Origin of the sequence: Sodalinema sp. (genome assembly GCF_046483825.1) — a bacterium.
In the GTDB taxonomy this organism is placed as follows: Bacteria; Cyanobacteriota; Cyanobacteriia; order Cyanobacteriales; family Geitlerinemataceae; genus Sodalinema.
In genome coordinates this window covers 1-23,244 of sequence record NZ_JAWOCL010000299.1, presented here as the reverse complement: position 1 = coordinate 23,244, position 23,244 = coordinate 1, and the positions used below count along the sequence as shown (strand labels likewise).

Sequence of the window (23,244 nt, the reverse complement as noted above, 5' to 3'; positions counted from 1 at the left end):
CTTTGCTACAAGGTGGCGTACTGGGTAGGAGAAGGTTTAATTCCTCTGATTGCCGAAAGGCGTTGAGCAGAAATAGATAATCTTGAAGATTACCCATGATTTTAAAAGTTTAATTCCTCTGATTGCCGAAAGGCGTTGAGCACACCACTTTGGTTGTCGCCCCCATCGGGATTTCCGCCCGTTTAATTCCTCTGATTGCCGAAAGGCGTTGAGCACGGGTTGGCGAACACAACATACTCACCCGGGGGAAATGTTTAATTTCTCTGATTGCCGAAAGGCGTTGAGCACACTACTCTTGTAGTCGCCCCCATGGGGATTTCCGCTCGTTTAATTCCTCTGATTGCCGAAAGGCGTTGAGCACATTACTCGTTGGAGAAACAATTGGCATTGTATTTTTCTTTATGTCTCAAGTGCGGAGAATTGGAGACATAGAAATTGATTAAGTCCAGGTTCTAGTATCATCATAAATAGGAGTTTAAGAAAACTAGAAGCAGAATAACCCAACCTAACATTAAGATTCTACCCGGAAAGGATTCACAATCCTTAGACCATCAATCTCTGGGTAGCCAAAGTCTTCTGTATAAATCGTTTGAACCTGAACATCCAGACAGGCAGCGATGAGCATGGCATCCCAGTGAGACAGACTATAGCGGCTCATTAAGCTCTCTGTTCGATTCAGAATGTCCCAGGTGGGAATTGCGGTGTACCAAACCTGTTGTAAGCTTCGGATGTATTGATAGGCTTGTCCTCAATCATATCCCAACGGCTCTAGTTTGCGACTCGCTGCCAGATACTCACAAGCAACTTGCCAGAGGAGAACAGCATCGCTTAAAGTCGCGACAAGAGAACTAGCGATTCGCTGTTTCATGGGGTCCCGTGGGTCGTTCACATAAATCAGGACATTCGTATCAACGGCGTTCATGCAAACTCTCGCGGGTTAACTCAGGTGCTGTGGCGGGGATTGGATATTGCTGCATCTTCTCAACCAGTGACCTGAGAAAGATGGCTTTCTCACGCGGATCTGAGATTTTAGGCGCAATGAGCTGGGAGGAATTGACCCATAGCTCAACTTCCGCGCCTTCGGGTAAATGACAATCTGTTTTCAGGACAAAAGTTCCGTTGTGATAAACCGCTTTTAAGGGGTGAGGCATGACAAGAGGACTCCTTTGGCGTGAAACCTAGGGCGGTGAAAAACGCCTAGAGAAACAGGGACAAGTTGTGTCTATAATATAACAACCATTGGTCTAAGTCAGACCAAAAACGGGGTAAAAAAAGGCAACAGGTGGCGGATTCTCTCTCAATTTAGGGTGTCCTAAGATAATCAAGGACACCAAGACCCTCACTAACATAGGCGTTGAGCTGTGGGACAGCGGGCCAGAAACCGGGTGTCTTGGGAGACACTCGGTTTCTTAATCTCGCAGTTATGGTACTGGGCCAGAAACCGGGTGTCTTGGGAGACACTCGGTTTCTCCATCTGGACATCCCCTCAGCCCACACCCAATCCCCGTAGCGTCTCACCCGGATGCACAAACCGGGGCGAAGAAGACTACAATATCGCTCGATTAACATTTCATGACCGACGAGCTTCTATGACTCTAACTCGCTCCTCTGGCATCCCCAAACGACGCCGACTCATACGGCGGCTTTGGATTGCTCTCACCCTCACCACCCTCCTACTCACCCAACTCCCGAGCCTGGCCCGACAAGACCTAGCCAGCGCCCCTGAGTACGAATTTCGCGGTGTTTGGGCCGCCTCCGTCGTGAACATCGACTGGCCCTCTAGCCCTAACCTCAGCACCCAACAACAACAAGCAGAACTCATCGGCATCCTCAATCGGATGCAACAACTCAACCTCAACGCCCTCATTCTGCAAATCCGCCCCGCTGGGGATGCCCTCTACTACTCGGACACTGAACCTTGGAGTTATTGGCTCACTGGGCAACAGGGACGACCCCCTAGCCCCTTCTACGACCCCCTAGAATTTGCCATTGAGGAAGCTCACGATCGCAACATTGAACTGCACGCCTGGTTTAACCCCTATCGCGCTAAACTCGGCGGTAGCTATGACCTGGCCGCCAATAACATGGCTCGCCAGTACCCTCAATACGCCTATTCCTATCGCAACCTGATTTGGATGGACCCTGGGGCCAAAGTCATTCAAGATCGCGCCTATGACGTGATCCTCGATGTCGTCAACCGCTACAGTATCGATGGCGTTCACCTCGATGACTACTTCTATCCCTATCCAGAACCCGGCGTTGAGTTCCCCGACGACGAGACCTATCGGGAATATCGTAAAAATGGCGGCAGCTTAAGCCGAGATAATTGGCGGCGGGATAATGTTAATCGTTTGGTGCGTCGCCTCTACGACGGCATCAAAGCCGCGAAACCTCAAGTAAAATTCGGGATTAGTCCCTTTGGGATCTATCGCCCTGGCCAGCCGGCGGGGATTGAGGGGATGGATCAGTTTGCACAAATCTATGCTGACCCCAAACTCTGGCTTGAACAAGGTTGGGTCGATTACATGGCGCCACAACTCTACTGGCGTATCGATCCCCCCCAACAAAGTTATCCTCGTTTGCTCGACTGGTGGCTCAGTCACAATCCCTACCGTCGTCATATCTATACCGGCAATTATCTCAGTCGTCTCAATGATAGTGATTGGCCCGTGACGGAGTTTCTGCGTCAGGTGGATATCTCCCGCCGCTCTCAGTCTCGGGATTCCCTGGGGAATATCTTTTTTAGCGTTAAAGTCTTTATGGAGGATCGCTTAGGGGTGAATGGACAGTTCCGATCGCGCCTCTACCCCACACCCGCTCTAATTCCCCCCATGCCTTGGCTCGATAGCCAAGCCCCCGATGCACCCCAAGGCGTCGAAACCACCGCCAATGGCATTCATTGGCAACCCCAGTACTCCGAGGACGTGCGATCGCTGGCCCTCTACAAACGCCAAAACCGTCATTGGCAGCTCGAACAACTCCTGCCGCGTCAGGAAACCCAGGTGCAGGTTAGCCCCGGACGCTACGCCCTGCGAACCGTCGATGCCCTCTCGAATCAAAGTGAGGCGGTGGAAGTCTCTGTTAGACGCTAACGAAGACCCGAACGAAGACCCTAACCCACCTTGCCATACTCCCACCCGGTGTCAGCCTCTGAGTCGCGATCCCAGAGCCGACATCGGGTTTTGTATGGCGCTCCTAGGCCGTTTCATCGCAGACATCGAGATCCCGATTAAAGATATCGATCGCCTCGCGGCAACAGCGTTTCAACTTCTCTTGCATCTCTGGAACCGGCTCCTTCCGACCCACAAAGTGCCAGTGTTCCACTGTGGACAAGCGCCAGAGACGACCCAAACCACTAAACCCAGCCGCTTCCAAACCGATCGCCCGCACATCAGAGTCCACCGCGTGAAAACGGATCTGAATCAAAATACTGCGACAATGACAGCGGAAGCTATAGCCGGGAAAATGGAAACTGATATCAATCGAATCGGGATCTAACATCTCCCGCGTTTCCACATCATCCGTCCAAGGCTTGAGATCCGAGCGTAAATCAGGAAACTCCGTCTTAAACAGGTTGACAACTGCCGCAATCTTGCTGGCAATGCGGAAATCCTTGGCTTGTTCTGCTGCGTTCAAGGTCAATCCCCCCTTTCTCAACGTTATGCCGTCGTACCCACCTGGGATCAGTGGCTACTCCATTGGCTTAACTTTAGTGTACTTAACCCAGTTGAGTCAGGTGTCTCACGCCGCTGAACCCTGGGCAAACATCGGGGAATTAAACCATTGAAGCCTTAGCCGATCGCCTCCGAGCCAGCCTGAGCGTGCCAACGCACCGTTTCATCAGGATCATCGAGGAGCGATCGCACCACCGCCATGGCCTCAGGCTGTCCGAAATTCCCTAACCCCAAGGCGATCGCCTGGCGAACCCGAGCCAGTTCCCGGTGAGGCGGTTCACTGCACCACCAGCGAATCAACGCCTGGCCCGCCTCAGCCTTCAACGGCGGCGAACTCACCTGAGACAGAACCCGGATCGCTTCGAGACAAACCTGAGAACTCGGTAAACTCAAAGCCATTGCTAAATCATCAATGGTGCGAGGATGATTGATCCACCCCAAGGCGCGGACAAGTTCCAACTTAAGCGGAATCGGCGTGTGCGGCGATCGCAGACAGCGGCCCAACGCCTCAATCGCCTCAACCGTTCCCAGCCGAGACAGCGCGATCGCCGCCTGCTGACTCACCGCCAGATCCAAATCCAGGAGTCGTTCCCGAAGCAACGCCACAACATCCACCTCCGGAGCCAATTCCTCAATCAAACCATGCTGTAACCCCAAAGCAATCGTTGCGAAGCGGCGCACCGGCGCCGACAAATCCGTCACGCCGGCTAACACCGGCGTGAGGATGCGGGGATGGCGATCGCAGGTTAACACCGCCAACACCTGAGCGCGAACCTCCGCATCGGGATCATCCCAAAACTCAACCACCCGTTCCATCGCATCCCGATGACGGATTTGAGCCAGAGTCCGAATCGCCAACACCCGCCAGCGTTCCTCCTGCAACAACTGATTCAGCGGTGCGATCGCCGCCTCCCCCAAATTCGCCAACGTACGAGCCGCCATTCCCTTAACATCCTCATCCGTCGTCGCACTCGTCACCAAATCCACCAACACCGTCAACGCCTCCTCAGAGGGGAACTGGCCAATAATCTGAGCCGCGAACCAAGCCAGTTCATCATCCTCAGGGTGCGATCGTAACAACGCCAACGTTCCCTGCAACGCCGGCCAACCATAACTCGGTAACCGCTTCGCCGCATCCCAACGTTCCTGGAAATCTCCGATCTCCAGCAACTCCAAAAAAGCCCTCAGCGTTTGCGAGACCCCAACCATCTGGTCCGAGTCTGGCATCGAGTCTGGCATCGAGTCTGGCATCGAGTCTGGCATCGAGTCTGGCATAGCCGAGTTATTGATACCCGAGTGACGAGACGAAAAAAAAGTCATAAAACTGGGGGAATCCAAACAGTGAACCGAACAGGTGCATCACCTAAGCCTACCTTGACGCAAACTCACCAGACCTGCCAGAGCAATTTCAGGCAATTTTCGCCATTTCATGTATAAAGCGCATCACTCCAATGCACAAACCAAAATGAATAGCGTTTTTTGTAGCTAAACATACGAAACCGTAACAAAACTTCTTCTAACGTTAGACCTAATCACAGATAGACCGACCTCTAACTCCCTCCTTCCCGATCCAAAAAAGCCACCATCACCTAACGGGTTGCCAGAACACTGTAACCGCTCTAACCGAATCCAGATTTTAGCCCTAAAATCCATGATAAATCCCTAAAAAGCCCTTTAACCTCAATGCAAACCCCGTTTTCCCTTAGCTAATCTGCAAGTATTTCCTAGAAAAAAACCATGACTCCCTCCGCAGCAGCCCCAACCAAACTCAACAAATTCGAGAAATACAAAGTCGAAAAAGATGGCTTAGCCGTCAAAGACGAACTCAAACAGTTTAGCGAACTCGGCTGGGAAGCCTTAGACGAAACCGACCTTGTGCATCGTCTCAAATGGTTAGGCATCTTCTTCCGGCCCGTCACCCCCGGTCAATTCATGTTGCGGCTGCGCATTGCCAACGGCATCCTCAACGCCGAACAACTGCGCGTCCTAGCCAGCATTGTCCAACGCTATGGCGACGACGGCAGTGCCGACATTACCACCCGGCAAAACCTGCAACTGCGTGGCATTCGCTTCGAAGACTTCCCCAACATCTTCGAGCAACTCCAACAAGCCGGCCTCACCAGCATTCAGTCCGGTATGGACAACGTCCGTAACATCACCGGTTCCCCCGTCGCCGGCATCGATGGCGCCGAATTTATCGATACCATCCCCCTCTGTCAAGCCATCCAAGATGCCATCACCAACCACGGAACCGGCAACCCCGAGTACACCAACCTACCCCGTAAATTCAACATTGCCGTTGCCGGAGGCCCCGATAACTCCGTCCACGCCGAAATCAACGACATCGCCTACGTTCCCGCCTTCAAAGACGGTCACTTTGGCTTCAATGTCCTCGTCGGGGGGTTCTTCTCCGCCAAACGTTGCGAAGCCGCCATTCCCCTCAACGCTTGGGTCACAGCACATCAACTGGCCGACCTCAGTTGTGCCATCCTGCGAGTCTTCCGCGACCATGGTTCCCGGGCCAACCGGCAAAAATCACGGTTAATGTGGCTCATCGATGACTGGGGACTCGACCAATTCCGGGCCGCCGTCGAAGCCGAATTCGGGCAATCTCTACCCGACGCCGCCCCCAACGACGAAATCGCTTGGGACAAACGAGATCACATCGGCATTCATCCTCAAAAACAACCCGGACTCCACTATGCCGGACTTCATGTTCCCGTCGGTCGTCTCAAGGCTGACGAGATGTTTGAAATCGCCCGTCTGGCTCAAGTTTACGGTCACGGCGACATCCGTCTCACCGTCGAGCAAAACCTGATTTTAACGGGTCTTGAAACCGCCAAACTCGACGCCTTCAGACAAGAACCCCTACTTAAGACATTTTCCCTCAGCCCAGCCCCCCTGGTGCGAGAACTGGTGTCCTGTACCGGGGCCAAATTCTGTAACTTTGCCCTCGTTGAAACCAAACAACGAGCCTTAGCCCTCGCCCAAGACCTCACCGAAGAACTCAACCTCACCCAAGCCGTGCGTATCCACTGGACGGGATGTCCGAACTCTTGCGGACAGCCCCAAGTCGCCGACATTGGCCTGATGGGAACCAAAACCCGCAAAGATGGCCAAACCGTCGAAGCCGTGGATATTTACATGGGCGGAAAAGTCGGTAAAGATGCCCAACTCGGAGAGCGAGTTCTCAAATCTATCCCCTGCGATGACCTCAAACCCGTGCTGCGAGACTTGCTGCTAGAGAAATTCGGCGCCACCGCCCGAGCTTAACCCGTCATCATTCAGCCTTGATTGCCCCATCACCGATCGCATTCCCTTGAATCCTTAGGATACCCTGACTCATGTTGACCAAACTCCTTTCCTTTAGCGGTCGTTACCGCATTTTGCACCTGACCTGGTTTGCCTTTTTCCTCTCCTTTGTCGTCTGGTTTAACTTTGCCCCCTTTGCCACCACCATCCAACAAGATTTCGGCTTAGATGTCGGACAAATTCGCACCATCGGCATTTGCAACGTTGCCTTGACAGTTCCGGCCCGGATTCTGATTGGGATGTTACTCGATCGCTTCGGTCCCCGTGTCACCTATTCCCTACTACTCATTTACGCCGCCGTTCCTTGCCTCCTGTTTGCGACCGCCCAGGACTTCAACACCCTGGTCATTAGCCGCTTGATGCTGAGCATTGTTGGTGCGGGCTTTGTGATCGGCATCCGCATGGTCGCCGAATGGTTCCCCCCCAAAGAAATTGGCATCGCCGAAGGCATTTACGGAGGTTGGGGCAACTTTGGGTCTGCCGCCGCCGCCTTTACCCTGCCCTCAATCGCCCTGGGACTCTCGGTGTTTGCCGGAGGCGAGATGAACTGGCGTCTCGCCATTGCCCTCACCGGCATTGCCGCCGCCCTCTATGGTGTGATGTACTTCTTCAATGTCGAAGACACTCCCCCTGGCAAAGAATACCGACGACCCAGCCGCAACGGAGGCTTAGAAGTCACCAGCCGCAAAGATTTCGCCTTCTTGATGCTGATGAATATCCCCCTGGTGGGCATTCTCGCGCTTTTGGCTTGGCGTTTGAGTAAAGTGGGCTTCCTCAGTGAAACCGGACTGTTGATTGTTTGGGCTGCATTGGTTGGACTCTATCTGTTTCAGGCCTATGGCTGCTGGACGACGAACGCCGACTTGCTGCAAGGTAAAAAACACTATCCCCCTGAAGACCGCTATAAATTCAATCAGGTTGCCATCTTGGAACTGACCTATGTGGTTAACTTTGGCTCTGAGTTAGCCGTCGTCTCCATCTTGCCAGCCTTCTTTGAACTGACCTTTGGCTTGAATCCCGCCCAAGCGGGGATGATTGCCGCTAGTTATGCCTTTATGAACCTCATGTCTCGTCCCGGAGGCGGCTTGATTTCTGACTCCCTCGGCAGTCGTAAATGGACGATGACGGTCTTAACCGGTGCGATGGGCATTGGCTACCTCTGTATGGGAACCGTGTCCGAGGGCTGGTGGCTGCCTGGGGCGATTCTGCTGACGATGGCCTGTTCCTTCTTTGTCCAAGCTGGGGAAGGGTCAACCTATGCCATTGTGCCGCTGATTAAACGACGGGTGACGGGACAAATTGCTGGGAATGTCGGGGCTTATGGCAATGTTGGGGCGGTGGCCTATCTGACGCTCTATAGTCTTTTGCCGGAAGGGGCTGCTGGAAATCTCATCTTTTTCCAAACCTTGGGGGTTTCCTCGATGGTGGTGGCCTTCCTCTGTGGTTTCTTCCTGCGGGAACCTCAAGGGTCTTTTGCTGAGTTCCATGAGGGGGAGGAAGAAGCGGTCCAACCGGTGGTTCCGGCGTTGAGTCATGAGTCATACCCAGAGTAATTCCCCCTAATTCCCCAAGGAATTTACGCCCATCAGCTGCTATTCATTTGACGACTGGAGGACTGACACAACTATGATCGCGCCGACAAAAACCCTATGTCCCTATTGTGGTGTTGGCTGTGGCTTGGAGGTGCAACCTCCGGCTTTACCCGGAAAAACCACCCATCGCGATGCCGCAGGAACTCCCATTTGGCGCGTCAGGGGCGATCGCCAACATCCCTCCAGTCGTGGCCGGGTTTGTGTCAAAGGAGCCACCGTCGCGGAATCCCTGGACAAAAACCGGCTCAAATACCCCATGATGCGACATTCCCTAGATGACCCGTTTCAGCGGGTGAGTTGGGATGAGGCGCTCGATCGCATCGTCACTCATATCCATCAAGTGCGTCAGGACTCTGGCAGTCATGCTATTTGTATGTATGGCTCAGGCCAATTCCAAACGGAAGATTATTATGTAGCCCAAAAGCTCATGAAAGGCTGTTTGGGAACCAATAATTTTGATGCCAACTCCCGTCTCTGTATGTCCTCGGCGGTGGCTGGCTATATCCAGAGTTTAGGCTCCGATGGCCCCCCCTGTTGCTATGACGATTTGGAACGCACTGATTGTGCTTTTCTCATTGGTACCAATGCGGCTGAATGTCATCCCATTGCCTTTAACCGCCTGCGGGACTATCACAAGAAAAACCGCAAGGTGAAATTGGTGGTGGTCGATCCTCGCGAAACCCCCACGGCGAAAGCGGCCGACTTGCATCTAGCCATTCGCCCCGGTACGGATATTGATTTGCTGCATGGGATTGGCCATCTCTTGTTACGCTGGCAAGCCTTTGATGCGCTGTTTATCGAGGATTGCACCCAAGGCTTCTCAGAGTACACCCAGACCCTTCAGAGTTATCCGCCCGAGTTGGTGGCCCGTCGTTGTAACATTCGTCTCGATGAGTTGGAACTGGCCGCTCGTTATTGGGCGGAGAATGAGCGGGTGCTGTCGATGTGGTCTATGGGGTTAAATCAGTCCTCGGAAGGGACCGCTAAGGTGCGATCGCTCATCAACCTCCATCTCATGACCGGTTCGATTGGGAAACCGGGGGCGGGACCATTTTCGCTGACGGGACAACCCAATGCGATGGGAGGACGGGAAGCCGGGGGCTTATCTCATCTTCTCCCTGGCTATCGGCTGGTGAAAAACCCTCAACATCGGGCCGAGGTGGAACGCCATTGGCAACTTCCCCCCGGCCAAATTGACCCCAGCCCCGGTTTAGCCGCCTGGGATATGATGCTGGGACTCGAAGCGGGACTGGTGCAATTGTTTTGGGTGGCCGCAACCAATCCGGCGGTGAGTATGCCCGATATTGGCCGCACGAAGGCGGCGCTGCGACGCTCTCCTCTGACGGTGTATCAGGATGCTTACTATCCTACGGAAACCGCTGAATATGCTCATATTTTGCTGCCGGCGGCCCAGTGGAGTGAGAAAACGGGAACCATGACTAACTCGGAACGGGTGGTTACCCTTTGCCCGCAATTCCGCGAGGCCCCCGGTGAGGCTCGTCCCGATTGGGAAATTTTTGCGGAAGTGGGGCGACGACTCGGGTTTGAGGCTCAGTTTGAGTTCTCCGATGCGGCGGCGGTGCATCGTGAGTTTGTTGCCTTGACAAAATCACGAGTTTGTGATATGAGCGGCATGAGCCATGAGGGGTTGCAGGAGCGGACGCTGCAATGGCCGCACCCCGAGGGAGCCGAGGATGTCCCTGAGGGCCGGTATAGCAAGCGGCTGTATGAGGATTTGCGCTTTCCCACGGCTGATGGCCGCGCCCGCTTCTGTGCCAGCCATACTCGCGGTTTGGCTGAAGCCCCCGATCCTGAGTATCCCTTTGTGTTAACGACGGGACGTGTTTATGAACATTGGCATACTCAAACCCGAACCGGACGCATTCCTAAAATTAGCCAGAAGTATCCTCATCCCTTTATTGAGATTCATCCGCGAGATGCCAAAAAATTAGAGATTCTCGATGAAATGTGGGTGTTGATTCGCGGACGGCGCGGTGAGGGGAGATTTAAGGCGACGGTGACGACAGCGATCGCCCCCGGAACCCTCTTTATCCCCATGCACTGGGGTTTCCTCTGGGCGGACAATTCTGAAGCGAATGCCCTCACTCACCCGGAAGCCTGCCCAGATTCCCTGCAACCGGAACTCAAGGCCTGTGCGGTGCAATTATTGCCGTTGCCCATCGCCAGCGACGCCTCAGAACAGCAACAGCAAGACGTGATGGCCATAAATCGCTCCTCGGGATGAACGCCTCTAGTCTTGCACTTCTGACGACCAAAGGGTGGCTTCACTGGGAACGACAAATGAGGGGTCGGGCCGGTTGGAGAGGGACTCTAGCTGGAAAATGGGAATCGCCCCCACCGTTAAGGATGCAATCAAGACGCCCACGATGATCTCGTGGATGTTCTCAGAAGCCTGGCTGTGGTTGGGATCTCGCTGTTGGACAGCGCGATCGCGGTGATGAGCATTCATCAATGACTCCCCCATTGTTTTCGCGAGTTCCTAGGTTTATTGTAGGAGTCTTTTTCCAGAAATCTCAAAAACGGTAACTAAATTAACAGAAGATAACGAAGGGTCATGCAACCAGCGACGACATTTTTTCAATTTGAAGCGGATTTTGTGGAATCCCTCCGCTGTATTCCCATGCAGGTTCGCTATAAACTCGATACCTGTGGGGTGAAGTTGAAACTGAACCATTGGCATCAGTTGGAGGCGACTGAACGACAAGTTCTGGTGGATTCGCCTTGTCAGACGGCGCAAGAGATTGCCGAGTATCGGCAGGTGTTACAGCGCTTAGTCCGCGATCGCACCGGGGAGATTCCCAAAGATCTCCCAGTGGACGAGAATCCCCCTTGGCTGGGGGAGACGGTTCCTGAGACGGTTCAGGAGAAGGCGCGATCGCTGTCCATCGAGATTGGCGAGAACCGCTGGGCGGCCCTGACTCCCCTACAGCGGTTTACCCTGCTGAAACTGAGTCGCCCCAGTCATGAAAACCGCAATTTCTATCCCGCTTTACAAGAGTTTGGGCTAGTGTGAGGAGTTTAAGAGGAGTTTAATGTGAGGAGTTTGAAAACCATGACCCATTCTACGTCGTGGGCGATCGCGCCCCTATTGGGATTCGCCGGCCTGATGGCAACCGCCAGCCCCCTAAACAGCGCCCCCATCCCGAATGTCCCCACCTCGTCTGAGACACCGCAGCAGTTGGCCCAAGTGACGTCCGTATCTCAACTCTCGGACGTGCAACCGACGGATTGGGCCTTTCAGGCCCTGCAATCCCTCGTCGAACGCTACGGCTGTATCGCTGGCTATCCCGACGGAACCTTTCGCGGTAACAACTTCATGACGCGCTATGAGTTCGCCGCTGGCTTAAACGCCTGTTTGGATCAGATTGTGGCCATTGTGGGCGGCGGCGACGGACTCGATGCCGGGGATTTAGCTACAATTCGCCGTTTACAAGAGGAATTTGCCGCTGAATTGGCGACGTTGCGAGGACGGGTTGACGGACTCGAAGCCCGTACCTCGGAACTCGAAGCTAATCAATTCTCGGCGACGACTCAACTGCGAGGGGAAGTGGCCTTTGTTTTGGCGGATGCTTGGGGCGGTGATGGTATCTCTGACGGTGACTCGGACAATGATGTTCAAACCATCTTTGCCAATCGGGGGCGACTCAATCTCGTGAGTAGTTTCACCGGGCGCGATCGCCTCCATACCCGTCTGCAATTCGGCAATTTGGGCAATAGCTTTGCTGATGAGATGAACACCAATGAGGGGCGCTTTGCCTTTGACGGAGACAGCGGTAACAGCCTCAACTTAAATCGCTTACATTACGTTTTCCCCGCCACAGACACTCTACAAGTGACTCTGATGGCCAATGCGGGCGGCCATCAGTTCTACAACGACACCTTTAACCCTGGCTTAGAAGCCGGAGGCGGGGCGACTGGGGCCTTGTCTCGCTTTGGGGAACGCAATCCCATTTATCGCAGTGGTTTAGGCGGTGTGGGGGTTGGCCTGCGGCAACGGCTGGGGGACAGTCTGGAACTGTCTCTGGGCTATTTGGCGCGAGGGGGTAACACTCCCGAGGAAGGGGCCGGCCTGTTTAATGGCAACTATTCGGCTTTGGGCCAATTGGTGGTTGAACCGAGCGATCGCCTCAAGTTTGGCCTAACCTATATTCGCGCCTACGATGTCTCTCAGGGACGGCGTTTTGGCTTCGGGGGAACGGGAACCCAACTCAGCAACCTCTCCCCGGCAGCCTTGGCGGCCAGTTCCAATCTCTCTCAAGGACAACTCACCACCGCCGTCTCTAGTCATCATTATGGGGTTCAGGCCCTCTGGGATCTCTCGCCTCGCTTGCGGGTGGGGGCTTGGGGTGGCTTCACTGATGCCCGTCTCATTGGCCTAGGGGATGCGGAAATCTGGAACTATGCCCTAACCTTAAGTTTCCCGGATTTACTGCTACCGGGGAATTTCGGGGCTTTGATTGTGGGGGCAGAACCCTATTTGGGTCGTGTTGATATTCCCGGAACTCAAGATATGGAGAATGAAACCCCGTTCCATATTGAAGGACTTTATAAAGTCCAGTTGTCGGAGAACATCACCATCACCCCCGGCTTTATCTGGTTGTTGAATCCTAACCAGGATGCCGATCACGATGGGGCCTTTATCGGCACGCTTCGCACCACCTTCTCGTTTTAAATCGCAAATCGGGTTTTTTGTGCCGTATCAAGGCTTACTTTTTGCGGGGTTCCTCCCTCTGTAGAGTAGGTACGGCACAACCATCACGACGACTTGAATGCGATTAGAGCAGGTAGAGGCCTTTTTAGCCGTTGTTGAAACGGGCAGTTTTCAGAAGGCTGCCCGTTTATGTCAGGTGACGCAATCGACGGTGAGTCGTCAGGTACAGGCGTTGGAGACTGAATTGGGATTGCCGTTATTGCATCGTCAGACTACGGCGACGTTGACGGTGGCCGGCGATCGCTTTCTCCCCCACGCCAGTCGCATCTGTCGCGAGTGGCGAACGGCGATGATGGAAATTCGCGAGTTGGCGGAGGGGAAACAAACGGAGTTGTGTGTCGCTGCGATTCATTCCGTCTGTGCCTATTTTTTGCCACCCATTTTGCAACGGTTCTGTTCCCGTCGCCCTCAGGTGCAGTTACGAGTCACCTCGTTGGGGAGCGATCGCTCGTTGAAGGTGTTACGGGATGGCTTGGTGGATGTGGCGATCGTCATGAACAATCCTCGTCTGACGCTGAGTTCGGAAATGGTGGTGCGATCGCTCTACTGGGAAACGGTAGATGTCTTGATGGCCGCTAATCACCCTCTCACTCAATATGAGGAAATTCCCTGGGAAGCCCTCAGCCACTATCCCCATGTGGTGTTCAAAGATGGCTATGGAATGCAGCGGCTGGTTCAAGATGCCTTTGCTCAGTTGGGTCAAAGCTTCCATGCCGCTTTAGAATTAAATACCTTGGATGCTTTTCGGGGTATGGTGCGACAGGGGCGCATGATCTCGATTTTGCCCAAATCCGCCCTCTTAGATGCCGATGAAACCCTGGCCGTGCGCCCCATTGCCCCCGATCCCTGTTTCCCCAATCTGCAACGGGAAGTCGTCGCCGTCACCAGTGAGGATCGACTGGAGATTCCCCCCATCGCTGAGTTTTTTGAATTAGTCTGTCAGGAGATTCCTCCCCTCGTCGTCAAGCTGTTTCCCCTCTCTTCCCCCAAATCTATCGAAAATATTAAGAAAATATAATATGATGCTTACTCAAATTTAATTTTATTAAAATAAGCTTAAAGCAGCGTTGATAAACCAGCAAAGTTGTGACTTAGCTCGTTTTCATCAGCGCTACTTGTTTTTTGTATCTCTATATTAAGGTAAACCAACATGGAAAATCGCCAAGAATATCAAGGTAAAATGGAAAGCCAACTCCAAGAATGGGGTGCTAAAATTGATGAACTCCAAGCCAAAGCCGACCAAGCCAGCGGCGATGCTAAACAGGAGTGGACTCAAAAAGTCGAAAACCTAAAATCTAAGCGAAATGAACTTCAACAACATCTCGCTGACCTAAAATCCTCCAGCGATGATGCTTGGGATAGTTTGAAAACTGGCTTTCAAAATGCTTGGGATGAGTTTAGTCGCTCGGTGGAAGAAGCAAAATCCAAGTTTAACTAAACCCCATTCCCCCCAGCGGTGAACGACCGAATAGCCGCTATGCTGGGGGATTCCGGGGAAGGGGTGCAGGGGGCCGCCCCGACGGGTCATCAAACCAGTTTAGCCCCCTGCTTGATTTTTTCAACGACGGGTTTGGGGGAAACGACGTGTTTATACAGTCCCAATTTGCGGGGAGATAATCCCATCGCCAAGCCCACCAGTTCCGTGATATAAAGAATCGGCATATTGTAGGATTCTTGATAGGCTTCTTCAATGTCAGCTTGACGAAGTTCTAGGTTATTGGCACAGAGAGGACAGGCCAAAACGATACAATCGGCTCTGCGTTCTCTAGCTTCATCGAGAATTTTTTTGGTCAACTCAAAGGCCGTCTTTTTTTGAGAGACGAGGATTGGCCCACCACAACATTTCGCTTTTGAACGAAAGTCAACGGGGGTTGCTCCACAAATTTCGGTGAGGCGATCGAGAGACACCGGAGACACGGGAGAATCCCAGCCGGTGATATCCTGAGGACGAGTCAAGAGACAGCCGTAATAGGAGGCGACCCTCAAGCCGTGGAGGGGGTTGGTGATTTTAGAGGCGACATCAATGTCATTCCAGAGAACATCAACCACATTGCGAACGCGGATGGCTTCGTCTTCGACGGATAGGCCCATATCCGACAACGTGGCGGCAATTTTGGGACCTTCTTGGGGATCGTCGAGGGCCTGAGCGGCTTTGGCGGACTTGTTGTAACAGCCCGAACACGAGGCCAGGAGATCTCGATGTTGCTGTTGGGCTAACACCACATTACGAGCGGCTAAGGCCATGGCCACGTCATGGGAGAGTCCAGCGGCGACGGAACCGCCACAACAGGACCAATCCTCAATTTCGTGCAGATGAACTCCTAATGCGTCGAGGACAACTCGGGTGGAGATGTCAAATTCTTTGGCACTGGTATGTAAGCTACATCCAGGATAATAGGCGTATTCAGTGGTCATGATAAATCAGGGTTGTGGGTGCGAGTTCGTTTGCGTTTTTCGAGGGCATCATGGAATTGATCGGGGTTCTTGACGCTGGCCGGAAGGGGAGAGAGTTTGCCCTTGAGTGCCAGTTGAATCCCCAGGGGAGCTTGATCCACCATCGCTTTGAGTCCCCCATATTTCTGCATCAATTCCGGTTCAAAGAGGATGCCTCGTTTTTGGACTAACTCGACAAAGATTTCATGGAAACGAGTGGCATCATTTTCGATTCCTTCGCTGATGGCGATCGCCTTGGCCGCTTCAATCACATCCGAGGGACGAACGCCACGGGGACAACGGGAGGTGCAAATATAGCAGGAACTACAAAGCCAGAGGGTGTTACTTTTGAGAACGCTCTCCCAATCGCCGCGTTGCAACATCAGAATCAGTTTGCGGGGCGATACATCCATGCGATCGATGTTGGTACAGCCACCGCTACAGGTTCCGCATTGCATACAGGCGGAGATGGCGGCGGCTTGGCCTCCTTCGGCCAGGACCTTGGCCATGGCCCCTCCATTCATGCGATCGCCGTCAACTTGGCGATCGACTTTCAGGCCAAAAAAGCATTTCTTGCGTTTCATGTTCGTCCTCCTAAATTTGACAATTCCATCGCGGCGAATCGTCCCTGAGATGAACCATTCATGCCATTCATCGGGGCTGACGTGGCTAAGAAGCCCGCGATATCCGCCGCCGCTGAACGTCCATCGGTAATCGACTCGACAATCGCCTTAGGACCCGTCGCCGTTCCCGCCAGGAAAATTCCGGGGCGATGTGAGGCGTTATTGGAATACTGCTGATGAGCCGTTTCATAAAAGCGGTCCACGCCAGTTTTCAAACCCGCCACCTCGGACAACTCGGAATTCCCGCACATTCCCACCATCAAGACCAGTAAATCCACCGTCAATCGCATCGGTCGAGAGGTTAAGGTATCCTCAACCCGCAACAGCAAGCTGCCATTATTCTGTTCACTGGCTTCGGACAGGCGACCGCGAATAAATTGCACGCCATACTCTTCCTGAGAACTTCGGTACAATTCTTCATAGCCGCGACCAAAAACGCGAATGTCCATATACAGGGAGAACACCTCACAATCGGGCAGCAATTCCTTGAGTCCAATCGACACTTTCACGGAATTGGTACAGCAAACCCGAGAACAATAGTTATTGTTCACCTGCTGATCTCGGGAGCCGACACAGTGAACCATGGCCACTTTTTTGGGAATCTTGCCCGCCGCCGTTCTCACCTGCTTCTGTTTGAGCATGGCATCAAAGTCAATGGAAGTGATGGTATTGTCATAGAGACCATAGCCATACTCTTCCTTGAAGGTGGCATCAAAGTGGCGGAATCCAGTGGCGACTAAAATGGCATTGGCCGCAATCTCTTTCCCCGTTGATGTGGTGACCCGGAAATTCGGGGCCGCTCCCTCAATTTTTTCCACGGAACAATCCGTTAAAATCTCAGTTCCTCGTAGATCCTGTTTTAAGCGATCGACAATTTCTGAACCGGGGGTAAAGTCGGGGAAAACTTTATACCAATTCTTGACATATCCCCCAACTTGTGATTCTTTTTCGATTAAAACCACATCATAGCCAAAATCTCGTAGGCGTCCAGCGGCGGACAATCCAGCCACACCACCACCAATAATTACAACTGTCTGACTCATTCTCTTAATCCTCGTATTACATCATCGGGTTGGTTCAACGTCTCTAGGAAAGGGGCAAGTTTCGCAACGGTTATTTCGTCCGATTCTGCCCCGAAGACTCCTAAAAAGGTCGCCGCCGTTCTTCAAAGGTTTTCGACTTGTCATAGGGAATGCCAATTTGGTCTAACAAGGGTTCAATGGGAACCACTTTGGCATTTAAACCACAATCCTTGAACGGGTCATAGCCCAAGAGCAAGCCGGTTAATTGGGCATAGTCCAAAATGCTGACATTAAATTCTTCTTCCAGAGCATCTTTGATGGTTCCTTGTTCGGCATCTAAAAACACCGTACAACCAGGACAGTTGGTGAGCATCAAACGACAATCGGGATGAGCTTCTTTGAGGCTTTTGAGTTTCTTGTAGACACTGCTGGCGGTGTAGTCGCGGTTTTCGGCAAAGGCACATTGACGGAAGCCCATACCACAACAATGTCGCCGTTCAGGATAGTCCACAATCTCGGCTCCAAAGGCTTGTAATAGTCCCACTAAGACTTGGGGAAATTCAACGCCACCCATGGCTTCACCGGGGAAGATTTTGCCATAGTGACAGCCAATGTGGTCAACGGCTTTGACACCTTTGAGACTATACTTGGCTTTTTCGGCCAGTTTATGGCGATTGGCAAAAAACACATCGGAGGCATGAACGACGGATGGCCGTTCGCCGGAGACATGGGGAATCCAAAAGTCTCGCCCGGTGGTTTCTTTGAGGGTTTTTTCGGTGTACTCCCGCAGTTCGGGTTCTTCTTCCCAAAGTTTAATGACTTCGGTGTAGTTGGCAAAGGAGGTGACGCAGAAGGAAAAGAGATTGTCAACCCCTTGTTCATAATGAGCCACGGAGAAGTTGCGGGCCGCCACGACCATTTGTGTGTCCAGATTGGAGACATCGCCGTGATAGCCAATGGCACCGCATGAGGTATGGCCGGGTGCTTCTCTGAGGTCGATGCCTAAGTCATTTTTCAAGACTTTATAGGCAATCCCTTCGGTATAGGGGGCGGTACTTTGTAAGAAGCAACTGCGGAAGCATCCCCAAAGTTGACCTCCGTCATCGTCAACGGTGGGAACTTCTTTTTGGTGGGTTTCCCAGAGGCGGTTTTCGCGTTTAACTTTCATGAGTGATTAGGGAATAGGGAACAGGGGAGAAGAAGGCAAGAGGGAATAGGGAACAGGGAACAGGGAACAGGCATAACCCACCCCTAACCCCTCCCAGGAGGGGATGGTAAGAGGTAATCGGGAGACCCTAGCCTTAGCCGTTCTTCGGAGAGGAGAAATCATGGGGCCGGTCGGCCGTCGTGGGCGGTGGGCGGTTAACGGGATTTTGATTTAGGAAGGTCGTAGTTGCGGCTGTCCGCTGTGTCTAGCCAGGTTTGCCAGTATTTATCAACTTCGGCTTTACTGCCGAGTTTGCGTTCCATACCGGCTTCAACCGCATCCATGAGGGTGACAGCACCGGTTTTGTGGTAAATTTCGCGCAATTCATCCAAGTCTTCTTCAGGAATTTGACGGTGAGACCCGGCACTGTTTTCTAGGTTCATGGGAACGCCCCACCATTCCCGCATTTCGGCTTGATGTTCGTAGTAGTATTCCCAGTTTTCGCCCAGTTCGGGGAAATGGTCTGGGGCCATGTTTTCTGCGAGTAAGGTATAGCCCCGTTTCAACATATTTTCGCCGAATAGCCGCTTGGCGATGAGTTGTTGTCTGCCTTTTTCGGACTCGGCGAAGTAGCCATGACGGACGGACAGCCGACGCAGGGCTAAAATGACTGAGGCGGGACTGTTTCCTCGGGGACAGCGGGTTTTACAGGAAAAACATTGTCCACAAAACCAGATTTTGTCGGATTTGAGGAGTTCTTCGATGATGAGGTCGTCATCTTGAGTTGAGACGATGTTCATCACTTCCCGAGGGGAGTAGTCATAGACCTCAGCCGCTGGGCAAACAGCGGTACATACACCACAGTTTAGACAGGCGTTCATCCCATGCTGGAAAAGAATGTCTTGTTCGAGTTCGTCATAGAGTTGTCCCATTGGCTGAATGTCCTCCCAATTGTTTCAGTTACATCTAAGTTGCATCTCAGTTGCGTCTCAGTTGCGTCTCAGTCCGGTCTTAGTTCGGTTTGAGTTGCGTCTCAGTTCGGTCTCAGTCGCGTTCGACGAATAGAAGATGGCATATATGTCTATGTAGCTATGGTATAACGCAAATCGAGGATTACTCATTTTTGTTACAAAACTTAACATATATTGAGTGCTTAATCATAAAAACCCCCCCTAACTCGGACTTCAGACCGAGTTAGGGGGGACTGTTACGGCGACTTCGAGGGGAATGTTGCCGAGGAGAGGCTTAACCGCGCCAGCGGAAGGGTTTGATATAGTTGCCTTCGAAGGGTTCGCCGGTTAACATCCGATTCCAGTAAATCCAGGGGAGAGCGTGTTTTTTCATCAACCACATCACCCAACGCTCTTTGATGGGGTTGAGGGGGAAACTCGAGGTGGGCTGGCAGTTGTAGCCATCAAACTCGGCCATGACGGTTTTGTCGTAGCCGGTAATCAGAGGACAGCAGGTGTAGCCGTCATATTCCGAAACGAGGGGCCTTGAGTTGAAGAAGCTGAGCAGGTTTTGGGCAACGACGGGGGCCTGTTTACGGACGGCGGCGGCGGTTTTGGAGGTGGGGGCAGAGGAGGCGTCGCCGAGGCTGAAGATGTTGGGATAACGCTTGTGTTGCAAGGTTCCCGGATGGATATCGACCCAACCATAGGGACTCTCGGGGTCTGCTAGGGGACTGCGTTTAATGAAATCTGGCGCACTCTGGGGAGGGGCAACATGGATGAAGTTGTAGGGAATGCTGACTTCATCGACGGGGGTGTCATTTTCGAGAATCTCAAAGATGGCTTCTTGCTGCTCGCCTTTAATCTCTTTGAGGTTATGGGCGAATTTAACCTTAATCTCGCGCTCTTTGGCGACTTTTCCTAGGATGTTGGCATAGGCTTCAACGCCAAACATACGGGTGTTTGGGGTCAGAAACATGACATCCGAGCGGTCTCGCAGGCCCATTTTGCTGCGGAAGTGGTCGTCGGCCATGTACATGATTTTCTGGGGAGCGCCGCCACATTTGATGGGGGTGTTGGGATAGGTGAAAAGGGCGTTCCCACCGCTGAAGTTACGGATGCTTTCCCAGGTGTAGGGGGCGTATTTGGGGGAGTAGTTGCTGGTGACTCCGTTTTTGCCGATGGCGTCTTTGAGCCCTTTAATGAGATGCCAATCAATCTGGATGCCTGGACAGACGATTAAGCCGTCATACTCGACTTGTAGGTTGCCGGTGGTGAGGACGGCGTTTTGCTCGGGCTTGAACTCGGTGGCTCGCTCAATAATCCAGGTGACGCTTTTGGGCATCACCTGTTGTTGCGATTTTACGGTGTCTTCGACTTGGAAAACACCACCACCGGTTAGGGTCCAACCGGGTTGATAGTAGTGTTTTTCCGAGGGTTCAATGATGGCAATGGTGAGGGAGGGGTCTTGTTTGAGCAGTAGGGAGGCGGTGGTGATTCCCGCTGCACCTCCTCCGATAATGACAATGGGGTAATGGACGGTCTTACGGGGTTTGTCGTCATCCAAGGCAGGGGTATTCTCGGAGGCTTGCAGGGTGGAAGACATAGTTGAGGGGAGCCTAAAGCGTGATTTGGACAATGATGTGGACAGATGTGGACAGATGTGGACAATGGTTTGTACAACGATTTGTACAAAAAATCGGCCATGACACGGGTTGCATTCCGTTGGCTGTCAGACCGAACTCGACGACCCGCTTTATTAAATTTTGTTTCTAGTTTGAAGGCTATATTACTACTTTACAGTACGTATCATTTTGTGACAAGGGTTGCGATCGCCCCCTAAGCCCAGACCGGTCAAGTTTTATCGGATTTGTCTTGACAAAAAACAAAAAACATGATAAATGAGTTGCTTTTATCATCAAGGGGACGTTTGGGCAACACCCATTTCAACAATGAAGATTCAACAATTGCATCATGGACGAGCAGGGGTAGAATAATCCGATTGCTCTGGTGGGGTGAATCCTGAAACAATGGTAATTGGTTGACAGCAACCGTCCCCCTCAATGGCATCCTTGACGATGAGCGACAGATTTCGCCCCTTTATCCAGCGTGTTGGTAGTGGCCCTCATACGGGCAAAAATCTCAGTCGAGATGATGCTGCCGAGGCCATGGCGATGATGCTGGCCGCAGAAGCCACCCCCGCCCAGATTGGGGCGTTTCTAATTGCCCATCGCATTCAACGGCCGCGCGGTGAGGAACTGGCGGGGTTTTTGGATGCGTGCGATCGCCAGGCCCAGAAACTCCGGGCCATTGACGGGTTGGTGACCGTGTTAGGCTGTCCCTACGATGGGCGATCGCGCACGGCCCCGGTCACCGTCATCACGGCCCTCGGTTTAGCCGTCGAAGGGGTCGCTTGTCTGACTCACGGCGGCGGACGGATGCCTACCAAATATGGAGTTCCCCTGATTGACATTTGGCAGGGATTAGGCATTGATTGGACGAAACTGGGACGCGATCGCCTCTCAGACCTCCTCAGCCACCATCGCATCAGTTTCTACTATCAGCCTAACTTCTTCCCCGCCGCCGAACAACTCGTCACCTATCGAAATCAACTCGGCAAACGTCCCCCCATCGCCACGATGGAACTGATGTGGACTCCCTACGAGGGAGACGTTCATCTCGTCTGTGGCTTCGTCCATCCCCCCACCGAAGGCCTGTTTCAAACGGCGTTAAACTTACGCCAACAGACCTGTTTTACCACGGTTAAGGGCCTAGAAGGCAGTTGTGATTTGCCCCGCAGTCGGCCGGCCATTATTGGTCAATTTGGACAACCCGGCGACGACACCTCCCCCACCTGGGAACGGTTACATCTACATCCGATTGAATATGACTTAGGGGGAAGCGATGTTCCCCTCGACGGCGAACGGGAGTATATTGAGATGTTGCAACGCACCCTGTCGGGAGACAATACGCCGCTGATGCCGGCCGCGATTTGGAATTTAGGGTTTTATCTCTGGCGTTGCGGCGTATGCAGTCGTTTACCGCAAGGGTTAACCCGCGCTGAACAGAACCTGAGTCAAGGGCGATTGATGACGAAAGTTCAGGAGTTGCGTGATCATGTCCGTTAAGGTGAAAGCTGTGATTTTAGCGGGGGGATTCAGTCGCCGCATGGGGCGAGATAAGTCTCTGGTGTTGTGGGAGGGGGTTCCCTTGTTGCGGCGGGTGTATGATGTGGCAGCGGCGGTGGTGGGAGATGTCACGGTGATGACCCCCTGGGGCGATCGCTATCGAGAGATTCTCCCGGCCGATTATCACTGGCTGGCCGACGAACGCCCCGGTGAAGGCCCTTTGGTGGCTTTGCAACAGGTTCTAGGGGAGTCTAACCCCGCTGAGGTGGATTGGATTTGGCTGTTAGGTTGCGATTTACCCTGTCTGGATGGGGCGATTTTGCGGGGCTGGGTGAATCATTTAGAAAACCATTTTTCTGAGCAGTTGGTGGCTGTCGCGCGTTCTCAGGCGGGCTGGGAACCGCTCTGTGGCTTCTATCGCCCTGAGGTGTTGCCTCAGTTACGCGAGTTTATTGCCCAGGGGGGGCGATCGTTCCAAAATTGGCTTGATGGGGTTCCTCATGTTCAAATCCCGTTGGGAGAGGCGGAAGCGGAGATGCTTTATAACTGTAACTATTTGGAAGAGGGCAAGGGGGAATAGGCAAAAGAAGGCAAGAGGCAAGAGGCAAGAGGCAAGAGGCAAGAGGCAAGA

23 protein-coding genes and 1 CRISPR repeat array are annotated in these 23,244 nt (G+C 52.9%); of the genes, 11 read left to right on the top strand and 12 right to left on the bottom strand.

Translation table 11 applies throughout. The annotated features are described in order from the left end of the window. Nucleotides 1-34: 34 nt before the first annotated feature. A CRISPR array of direct repeats spans nucleotides 35-360; the repeat unit is 35 nt; unit sequence GTTTAATTCCTCTGATTGCCGAAAGGCGTTGAGCA. A 151-nt stretch (nucleotides 361-511) separates the two neighbouring features. From R6U67_RS19025 to R6U67_RS19015, 3 genes are all read right to left on the bottom strand, one after another. Continuing rightward, the gene (locus tag R6U67_RS19025; RefSeq protein WP_410254003.1) at nucleotides 512-658 is read right to left on the bottom strand and encodes a hypothetical protein; all 147 of its coding nucleotides are present in this window, start codon (nucleotides 656-658) and stop codon (nucleotides 512-514) included. Nucleotides 659-908: 250 nt separating this feature from the next. Continuing rightward, complete coding sequence (locus R6U67_RS19020; protein ID WP_087708364.1) at nucleotides 909-1,151, bottom strand: DUF104 domain-containing protein; 243 nt, start codon at nucleotides 1,149-1,151, stop codon at nucleotides 909-911. 191 nt (nucleotides 1,152-1,342) lie between these two features. After that, nucleotides 1,343-1,474: a hypothetical protein gene (locus tag R6U67_RS19015; RefSeq protein ID WP_410254002.1), complete on the bottom strand. Its 132-nt coding sequence runs from the start codon at nucleotides 1,472-1,474 to the stop codon at nucleotides 1,343-1,345. Nucleotides 1,475-1,589: 115 nt separating this feature from the next. On the opposite strand from R6U67_RS19015, the gene R6U67_RS19010 reads away from it, so the two are divergent. Continuing rightward, nucleotides 1,590-3,092, top strand: a complete 1,503-nt coding sequence (locus R6U67_RS19010) for a glycoside hydrolase family 10 protein (RefSeq protein ID WP_410254001.1) — start codon at nucleotides 1,590-1,592, stop codon at nucleotides 3,090-3,092. A gap of 103 nt (nucleotides 3,093-3,195) precedes the next feature. Here R6U67_RS19010 and R6U67_RS19005 read toward each other — a convergent pair whose 3' ends face one another. Beyond that, a complete protein-coding gene (locus tag R6U67_RS19005) occupies nucleotides 3,196-3,636 on the bottom strand; it encodes a hypothetical protein (RefSeq protein ID WP_087708375.1) in 441 nt (146 codons plus the stop codon). A 25-nt stretch (nucleotides 3,637-3,661) separates the two neighbouring features. On the opposite strand from R6U67_RS19005, the gene R6U67_RS19000 reads away from it, so the two are divergent. Next, complete coding sequence (locus R6U67_RS19000) at nucleotides 3,662-3,787, top strand: hypothetical protein (protein WP_410254000.1); 126 nt, start codon at nucleotides 3,662-3,664, stop codon at nucleotides 3,785-3,787. Nucleotides 3,788-3,791: 4 nt separating this feature from the next. Here R6U67_RS19000 and R6U67_RS18995 read toward each other — a convergent pair whose 3' ends face one another. Continuing rightward, entirely contained in the window at nucleotides 3,792-4,994 is a 1,203-nt protein-coding gene (locus tag R6U67_RS18995; protein WP_410253999.1) for a HEAT repeat domain-containing protein, read from the bottom strand. A 417-nt stretch (nucleotides 4,995-5,411) separates the two neighbouring features. Here R6U67_RS18995 and R6U67_RS18990 point away from each other — a divergent pair, with 417 nt between their 5' ends. From R6U67_RS18990 to R6U67_RS18980, 3 genes are all read left to right on the top strand, one after another. Beyond that, on the top strand, nucleotides 5,412-6,947 hold the full coding sequence (locus tag R6U67_RS18990; RefSeq protein WP_410253998.1) for a ferredoxin--nitrite reductase: 1,536 nt from the start codon (nucleotides 5,412-5,414) through the stop codon (nucleotides 6,945-6,947). Nucleotides 6,948-7,018: 71 nt separating this feature from the next. After that, entirely contained in the window at nucleotides 7,019-8,539 is a 1,521-nt protein-coding gene (locus R6U67_RS18985; RefSeq protein ID WP_410253997.1) for an MFS transporter, read from the top strand. Between the two features lie 73 nt (nucleotides 8,540-8,612). Next, nucleotides 8,613-10,823: a molybdopterin oxidoreductase family protein gene (locus R6U67_RS18980; RefSeq protein ID WP_410253996.1), complete on the top strand. Its 2,211-nt coding sequence runs from the start codon at nucleotides 8,613-8,615 to the stop codon at nucleotides 10,821-10,823. A gap of 6 nt (nucleotides 10,824-10,829) precedes the next feature. Here the strand turns inward: R6U67_RS18980 and R6U67_RS18975 are convergent, their stop codons facing one another. Next, nucleotides 10,830-11,063, bottom strand: a complete 234-nt coding sequence (locus R6U67_RS18975) for a hypothetical protein (protein WP_410253995.1) — start codon at nucleotides 11,061-11,063, stop codon at nucleotides 10,830-10,832. Between the two features lie 90 nt (nucleotides 11,064-11,153). On the opposite strand from R6U67_RS18975, the gene R6U67_RS18970 reads away from it, so the two are divergent. The 4 genes from R6U67_RS18970 to R6U67_RS18955 all read left to right on the top strand — a co-directional run bounded on the left by R6U67_RS18970 (nucleotide 11,154) and on the right by R6U67_RS18955 (nucleotide 14,748). Beyond that, nucleotides 11,154-11,612, top strand: coding sequence for a nitrate reductase associated protein (locus R6U67_RS18970; protein ID WP_410253994.1), 459 nt, complete (start codon nucleotides 11,154-11,156; stop codon nucleotides 11,610-11,612). Between the two features lie 39 nt (nucleotides 11,613-11,651). Further along, a complete protein-coding gene (locus R6U67_RS18965; RefSeq protein ID WP_410253993.1) occupies nucleotides 11,652-13,271 on the top strand; it encodes an iron uptake porin in 1,620 nt (539 codons plus the stop codon). A 97-nt stretch (nucleotides 13,272-13,368) separates the two neighbouring features. Next, nucleotides 13,369-14,328, top strand: coding sequence for a LysR family transcriptional regulator (locus R6U67_RS18960; RefSeq protein WP_410253992.1), 960 nt, complete (start codon nucleotides 13,369-13,371; stop codon nucleotides 14,326-14,328). A gap of 132 nt (nucleotides 14,329-14,460) precedes the next feature. Beyond that, complete coding sequence (locus R6U67_RS18955; protein ID WP_410253991.1) at nucleotides 14,461-14,748, top strand: hypothetical protein; 288 nt, start codon at nucleotides 14,461-14,463, stop codon at nucleotides 14,746-14,748. A gap of 89 nt (nucleotides 14,749-14,837) precedes the next feature. Here the strand turns inward: R6U67_RS18955 and R6U67_RS18950 are convergent, their stop codons facing one another. The 6 genes from R6U67_RS18950 to R6U67_RS18925 all read right to left on the bottom strand — a co-directional run bounded on the left by R6U67_RS18950 (nucleotide 14,838) and on the right by R6U67_RS18925 (nucleotide 21,091). Continuing rightward, a complete protein-coding gene (locus R6U67_RS18950) occupies nucleotides 14,838-15,725 on the bottom strand; it encodes a CoB--CoM heterodisulfide reductase iron-sulfur subunit B family protein (protein WP_068788098.1) in 888 nt (295 codons plus the stop codon). Further along, nucleotides 15,722-16,327 (bottom strand): 4Fe-4S dicluster domain-containing protein, encoded by a 606-nt coding sequence (locus R6U67_RS18945; RefSeq protein WP_410253990.1) that lies wholly within the window; start codon nucleotides 16,325-16,327, stop codon nucleotides 15,722-15,724. Before R6U67_RS18945 ends, R6U67_RS18950 begins: the two co-directional genes overlap by 4 nt. Beyond that, nucleotides 16,324-17,409 carry an FAD-dependent oxidoreductase gene (locus tag R6U67_RS18940; RefSeq protein ID WP_410253989.1) on the bottom strand — a complete coding sequence of 362 codons (1,086 nt, stop codon included), beginning with the start codon at nucleotides 17,407-17,409 and terminating at the stop codon, nucleotides 16,324-16,326. The genes R6U67_RS18945 and R6U67_RS18940 overlap by 4 nt, the downstream gene beginning before the upstream one ends. A gap of 100 nt (nucleotides 17,410-17,509) precedes the next feature. Next, nucleotides 17,510-18,556 carry a heterodisulfide reductase-related iron-sulfur binding cluster gene (locus R6U67_RS18935; protein ID WP_410253988.1) on the bottom strand — a complete coding sequence of 349 codons (1,047 nt, stop codon included), beginning with the start codon at nucleotides 18,554-18,556 and terminating at the stop codon, nucleotides 17,510-17,512. A 194-nt stretch (nucleotides 18,557-18,750) separates the two neighbouring features. Then, nucleotides 18,751-19,467 (bottom strand): 4Fe-4S dicluster domain-containing protein, encoded by a 717-nt coding sequence (locus R6U67_RS18930; RefSeq protein ID WP_410253987.1) that lies wholly within the window; start codon nucleotides 19,465-19,467, stop codon nucleotides 18,751-18,753. A gap of 313 nt (nucleotides 19,468-19,780) precedes the next feature. Next, nucleotides 19,781-21,091, bottom strand: a complete 1,311-nt coding sequence (locus R6U67_RS18925) for an FAD-dependent oxidoreductase (protein ID WP_410253986.1) — start codon at nucleotides 21,089-21,091, stop codon at nucleotides 19,781-19,783. Between the two features lie 472 nt (nucleotides 21,092-21,563). On the opposite strand from R6U67_RS18925, the gene R6U67_RS18920 reads away from it, so the two are divergent. Then, a complete protein-coding gene (locus R6U67_RS18920) occupies nucleotides 21,564-22,613 on the top strand; it encodes an anthranilate phosphoribosyltransferase family protein (protein ID WP_410253985.1) in 1,050 nt (349 codons plus the stop codon). Then, on the top strand, nucleotides 22,603-23,193 hold the full coding sequence (locus tag R6U67_RS18915) for a molybdenum cofactor guanylyltransferase (RefSeq protein ID WP_410253984.1): 591 nt from the start codon (nucleotides 22,603-22,605) through the stop codon (nucleotides 23,191-23,193). Before R6U67_RS18920 ends, R6U67_RS18915 begins: the two co-directional genes overlap by 11 nt. Nucleotides 23,194-23,244: the final 51 nt, after the last annotated feature.

What these genes read in the sequence shown, in the direction of transcription:
- R6U67_RS18950 (WP_068788098.1), bottom strand. Translation starts at nt 15,725, where the DNA reads ATGACCACTGAATACGCCTATTATCCTGGATGTAGCTTACATACCAGT.
- R6U67_RS18970 (WP_410253994.1), top strand. Translation starts at nt 11,154, where the DNA reads ATGCAACCAGCGACGACATTTTTTCAATTTGAAGCGGATTTTGTGGAA.
- R6U67_RS18985 (WP_410253997.1), top strand. Translation starts at nt 7,019, where the DNA reads ATGTTGACCAAACTCCTTTCCTTTAGCGGTCGTTACCGCATTTTGCAC.
- R6U67_RS18955 (WP_410253991.1), top strand. Translation starts at nt 14,461, where the DNA reads ATGGAAAATCGCCAAGAATATCAAGGTAAAATGGAAAGCCAACTCCAA.
- R6U67_RS19000 (WP_410254000.1), top strand. Translation starts at nt 3,662, where the DNA reads ATGCCGTCGTACCCACCTGGGATCAGTGGCTACTCCATTGGCTTAACT.
- R6U67_RS19010 (WP_410254001.1), top strand. Translation starts at nt 1,590, where the DNA reads ATGACTCTAACTCGCTCCTCTGGCATCCCCAAACGACGCCGACTCATA.
- R6U67_RS18930 (WP_410253987.1), bottom strand. Translation starts at nt 19,467, where the DNA reads ATGGGACAACTCTATGACGAACTCGAACAAGACATTCTTTTCCAGCAT.
- R6U67_RS18945 (WP_410253990.1), bottom strand. Translation starts at nt 16,327, where the DNA reads ATGAAACGCAAGAAATGCTTTTTTGGCCTGAAAGTCGATCGCCAAGTT.
- R6U67_RS18975 (WP_410253995.1), bottom strand. Translation starts at nt 11,063, where the DNA reads ATGGGGGAGTCATTGATGAATGCTCATCACCGCGATCGCGCTGTCCAA.
- R6U67_RS19025 (WP_410254003.1), bottom strand. Translation starts at nt 658, where the DNA reads ATGAGCCGCTATAGTCTGTCTCACTGGGATGCCATGCTCATCGCTGCC.
- R6U67_RS18965 (WP_410253993.1), top strand. Translation starts at nt 11,652, where the DNA reads ATGACCCATTCTACGTCGTGGGCGATCGCGCCCCTATTGGGATTCGCC.
- R6U67_RS18935 (WP_410253988.1), bottom strand. Translation starts at nt 18,556, where the DNA reads ATGAAAGTTAAACGCGAAAACCGCCTCTGGGAAACCCACCAAAAAGAA.
- R6U67_RS18940 (WP_410253989.1), bottom strand. Translation starts at nt 17,409, where the DNA reads ATGAGTCAGACAGTTGTAATTATTGGTGGTGGTGTGGCTGGATTGTCC.
- R6U67_RS18925 (WP_410253986.1), bottom strand. Translation starts at nt 21,091, where the DNA reads ATGTCTTCCACCCTGCAAGCCTCCGAGAATACCCCTGCCTTGGATGAC.
- R6U67_RS18995 (WP_410253999.1), bottom strand. Translation starts at nt 4,994, where the DNA reads ATGACTTTTTTTTCGTCTCGTCACTCGGGTATCAATAACTCGGCTATG.
- R6U67_RS18990 (WP_410253998.1), top strand. Translation starts at nt 5,412, where the DNA reads ATGACTCCCTCCGCAGCAGCCCCAACCAAACTCAACAAATTCGAGAAA.
- R6U67_RS18915 (WP_410253984.1), top strand. Translation starts at nt 22,603, where the DNA reads ATGTCCGTTAAGGTGAAAGCTGTGATTTTAGCGGGGGGATTCAGTCGC.
- R6U67_RS18980 (WP_410253996.1), top strand. Translation starts at nt 8,613, where the DNA reads ATGATCGCGCCGACAAAAACCCTATGTCCCTATTGTGGTGTTGGCTGT.
- R6U67_RS18960 (WP_410253992.1), top strand. Translation starts at nt 13,369, where the DNA reads ATGCGATTAGAGCAGGTAGAGGCCTTTTTAGCCGTTGTTGAAACGGGC.
- R6U67_RS19015 (WP_410254002.1), bottom strand. Translation starts at nt 1,474, where the DNA reads ATGGAGAAACCGAGTGTCTCCCAAGACACCCGGTTTCTGGCCCAGTAC.
- R6U67_RS18920 (WP_410253985.1), top strand. Translation starts at nt 21,564, where the DNA reads ATGAGCGACAGATTTCGCCCCTTTATCCAGCGTGTTGGTAGTGGCCCT.
- R6U67_RS19020 (WP_087708364.1), bottom strand. Translation starts at nt 1,151, where the DNA reads ATGCCTCACCCCTTAAAAGCGGTTTATCACAACGGAACTTTTGTCCTG.